Genomic DNA, 4,092 nt, shown 5'->3' with positions numbered 1-4,092 from the left:
GTTAAATTGTTAAAGAACTTATTTCTATTTTTTAATGATAAACTTTCAAGGTTTAGCATTAGAAAAGAGAAAAGGATGGTCGGTGAGACAGGATTCGAACCTGCGACCCCCTGGACCCAAACCAGATGCGCTACCAAGCTGCGCCACTCACCGAAATTTAAAAATAAATTTCGTATACAAAAATATAAAGAAAAAGATGGTCGGTGAGACAGGATTCGAACCTGCGACCCCCTGGACCCAAACCAGATGCGCTACCAAGCTGCGCCACTCACCGAACGAAAAAATGGGGTGACCGATGGGAATCGAACCCACGACAACCGGAATCACAATCCGGGGCTCTACCAACTGAGCTACGGTCACCATTGAAATCTTTTTATTTATTTTTGTATTGTCTCATGACAACGTTGAGTATTATATAGAATTAAATAATTAAAGTCAAGAGTAAAAATAATTTATTTTTAACTTTACTTTTCCTTCTTAAGAACTCTTCGTTTCTCACTTTGACTTGCTCATTATACAAACACCTGATACCTTTGTCAAACACTTATTAAAAGTTTTTTCTTCAATAGCTTGATATTAAGGATAATTTACTTGCGAATAAATTTAATTAAATTTTATCAATTTGACTTTTTTTATGAAAATAACCGTGATTTTTTCAAAATATTTTCTTTTATTTTCCCTTTCAAGCAATTACTTTAATTGGAATAAAGGAACCTATTTTTATTTTATATTACAATTTAAAAAGTTTTAAAGAATTCCTTTTTATTTAGTTTCAATCTCTAAGTCCAACTTAATAAGCGAAGTAATTATTTTCCCCGAGGTTAGTTATCCTTTCCTTTATAAATCTGCTGGTAGCTGGTTGCATGACACAAACTCTATACTACCCGCATTAAAGCTCTCTACCGTGCCTTACTTATTACTCCTTTTAGTTATACCATCCCCTTTTATCAGCTTACTCGTCTAGATTATATTGAGCTAATGATCTTTACTTAAATTATAATAGACGGAAAATAAAGATATAAACTAGCACTCTATTATTTAATATAACATGTCTAATTTAACAAAAGGTATTCTTTGCGCACTCTTATCTGCGCTTAGCCTAGCTCTTATGAGCTTTCTCTTTAAACTTCTAAATAATGAAATTAGCTCTTACGAGAAACTTCTCTCTCGTGGGATAGGTTTAGCAATTGTTGCTTGGTTTTTAGTTAAACAAGCACAAAAGAAAAATCCTAAAGTTACTTTCTTAGGACAAAGAAAAAATGCTCTTGTTTTAACTTTACGATCAGCTGCAGGTGGCATTGCCATGCTTTTTAATATTTACACTTTAAACTATATAAGCCTAGCTGATGCTGATATGCTTCTAAAGCTTAATTCAGTTTTACTCTTAATTCTTTGTGCTATTTTCTTAAAGGAAAAAGTGACTATTGTCCAAATGATTATTGTTGCTGTTAGCTTATTTGGTGTCCTCCTTATTATAAAACCAAGCTTTGATAATCCAAACTTCTTTGCTTATGCTGTAGGTCTACTGGGTACTCTGTTAGTGAGTATTGCTTATATGTGTATTCGCTATCTTACAACTAAGGAAGATGGTGAGCACCCTGCTACTATAATGTTTCATTTAGCTTGTTTTATTATCCTAACCATGACTTACCCAACTATTAAACACTTTAATGGTTTTCAAGGTAATGGTTACCTTTACTTAATATTAGCTCTATCTAGCTTATTCTCCGCTATAGGACAATTTGCCTTAACTTATTCTTTTAAATTTGCTCCTGCTAAAGAGATTAGCATTTATTCATACACAAGCCTAATTTGGAATTTTATTTTAGGTTACTTCGTATTTGCTACCATTCCGGATCTATACTCTGTGATAGGTTATATCATTATAGTAGGGGCAGGGATATACCTCTTTATATATAACCGTCAACATGATCGTACAATAGGTCGTAAAATACATGGAGTTAGTTCATCAACAGCTTCAATTGCTTCAACAACACCTATTATGAAACCAAAATCTCTCGATTTTTCTAACTCAGAAAATAAAGACGATTCTAAGTAAAAGAAGCAACTTGAGTTAATTCGAAGAGTTACCCTAAACTATAGTAACTGATTATAAAATCGAATAGAGTACAATTTAGTTTTCTATAGATAAAATCATCTAATCCAACTAAAAATATGGTGTTAATTGGCTATAATCATTTAAATTTTACTCAGTTAACACTTTATTCAAACTCTTATTATTTATTATGTAGGTACCCCCAATATGTTAAAACTTTCAGATGTTAAAACAATATCTTGTGAAGAACTACTAGAACTTTTAAATACTAACGATGATGTTGTTCTCTTTGACATGAGAACCGAAGAGGAATATGACGCGGCTCATATTGATGGCGCTGTGCATCTAACTGAAGAAAACTTCCATGAAGAAGCGCAGCACTTCACTGACAATACTGTAATTATCCTACAGTGCTACCGTGGAAATGCTTCTAAAGTTTTAGGACTTGATTTAATGAATCAAGGGGCTGAAAACATCTATTCCCTTGATGGTGGAATTACACGCTGGGCTAAATTAGGTTATCCTCTGGTTACTTCATAAATCCTTTACTCAAATTGAGCTATAATTTACCTTTAAATTCTCTTTTATGATATAATTTAGAGCAGATTAATCATAGATTGTGTAGCTCTTTGATAAATTATAAAATGTATTCTTTCTAACTAGTATAAGACTAGTTAGTCTTTTCAAGAGGTTTTAACAATGGCTAAGACTTTAGTATTCGTTCGTCACGGTTTTAGTGAGTGGAACGCTAAAAACTTATTTACTGGTTGGCACGATGTTAATTTAACAGAGCGTGGTGTAGAAGAAGCTAAAAATGCTGGTAAAAAATTAAAAGCAGCAGGTTATCAATTTGATGTAGCTTTCACTTCTGTACTTACTCGTGCAATTAAAACTTGTAACTTAATCTTAGAAGAATCAGAGCAATTATTTGTTCCACAAATTAAAAACTGGCGTTTAAACGAGCGTCACTATGGTGCTCTTCAAGGTTTAAACAAAAAAGAAACAGCTGAGAAATACGGTGACGAACAAGTTCACATTTGGAGACGTTCATACGACGTTCCACCTCCAGCAATGGATCGTAACTCACCTGATTCAGCACACAACGATCGTCGTTACAAATTATTAGATCCATCAGTTGTTCCTGATCACGAATCATTAGAGTTAACTCTTAAACGTGCTTTACCTTACTGGGAAGATGCTATCGCTCCTGCATTATTAAAAGGTGATGTTGTTCTAGTTGTTGCTCACGGTAACTCATTACGTGCTCTAGCTAAACACATCGAAGGCATCTCTGACGAAGATATTTTAAATCTTGAGATCCCTACAGGTGAACCAATCGTTTACACTTTAAATGATGATCTATCATTTGTAAGCAAAAAATACTTAGACTAATTTAGTCTTAAAAAAGGGTCTTGAAACAAGACCCTTTTTTAATTTTTTCTTTTCATTTTATGCTTGTTTTGCTATAATTTCTAAAAGTTAATATTTTAAGAAACATAGTTATTTTATTGTTATGGAATTTTTCTTCAATCACCCAATCCTTTCATTAGCATGGGTAGCTTGCTTAGTAGCTATTATTTTCACTTTTGTACAAGACAAATTAAGTGGAATTAATGTTATCGGTAATAACATGGTAGGGATTCTAGTTAACTCACAAAAAGGTGTTATTGTTGACATTCGCCCTATTAAAGATTACAGCACTGGTCACATTACTGGCTCTGTTCATTTACTTACTTCAGACATTAAAACTAATAACGTTGGTAAAATTGAATCTTATAAAGATAGACCTGTAATTTTAGTAAATGCTGATGGTTTAAACTTATTTGAAGCAGGCAAAAGCTTACGTAAACTAGGTTTTAATAAAGTTTACATTTTAAAAGATGGAATTGCAGGTTGGTTAACTGACAATTTAATTCTTGTTAAAAAATAAAATGTACAGTTTACTTTAGAGACGCTCTTATTTTAAGAGCGTCTCTTCCCATATTCTAATAATTAAGTTTCCCTGACTTTTTCTTATATCCGTAATTCCGTATAAT

Annotated in this window: 4 protein-coding genes and 3 tRNA genes; 4 read left to right on the top strand and 3 right to left on the bottom strand. The window is 32.7% G+C overall.

The genetic code is table 11. From position 1 onward, the window contains the following. Window positions 1–76 precede the first annotated feature (76 nt). The 3 genes from CKF54_RS07955 to CKF54_RS07945 form a co-directional block, all read right to left on the bottom strand. A tRNA-Pro gene (locus CKF54_RS07955) sits at window positions 77–153 on the bottom strand. 44 nt (window positions 154–197) lie between these two features. Then, window positions 198–274: transfer RNA gene (locus CKF54_RS07950), tRNA-Pro, on the bottom strand. A gap of 10 nt (window positions 275–284) precedes the next feature. Continuing rightward, a tRNA-His gene (locus CKF54_RS07945) sits at window positions 285–360 on the bottom strand. A gap of 688 nt (window positions 361–1,048) precedes the next feature. On the opposite strand from CKF54_RS07945, the gene CKF54_RS07940 reads away from it, so the two are divergent. The 4 genes from CKF54_RS07940 (at window position 1,049) to CKF54_RS07925 (ending at window position 3,986) form a co-directional block, all read left to right on the top strand. Then, a complete protein-coding gene (locus tag CKF54_RS07940) occupies window positions 1,049–2,059 on the top strand; it encodes a DMT family transporter (RefSeq protein WP_119525810.1) in 1,011 nt (336 codons plus the stop codon). Window positions 2,060–2,263: 204 nt separating this feature from the next. After that, complete coding sequence (locus tag CKF54_RS07935; protein WP_119525809.1) at window positions 2,264–2,596, top strand: rhodanese-like domain-containing protein; 333 nt, start codon at window positions 2,264–2,266, stop codon at window positions 2,594–2,596. Window positions 2,597–2,755: 159 nt separating this feature from the next. Then, a complete protein-coding gene (locus CKF54_RS07930; protein WP_119525808.1) occupies window positions 2,756–3,448 on the top strand; it encodes a 2,3-diphosphoglycerate-dependent phosphoglycerate mutase in 693 nt (230 codons plus the stop codon). A 121-nt stretch (window positions 3,449–3,569) separates the two neighbouring features. Next, window positions 3,570–3,986, top strand: a complete 417-nt coding sequence (locus tag CKF54_RS07925) for a rhodanese-like domain-containing protein (protein ID WP_119525807.1) — start codon at window positions 3,570–3,572, stop codon at window positions 3,984–3,986. The last annotated feature ends 106 nt before the right edge of the window (window positions 3,987–4,092 follow it).

The organism is Psittacicella hinzii (assembly GCF_003585885.1).
In the GTDB taxonomy this organism is placed as follows: Bacteria; Pseudomonadota; Gammaproteobacteria; order Enterobacterales; family Psittacicellaceae; genus Psittacicella.
The sequence above is the reverse complement of the archived record's forward strand: the minus strand, read 5'-3'. Positions and strand labels throughout refer to the sequence as shown.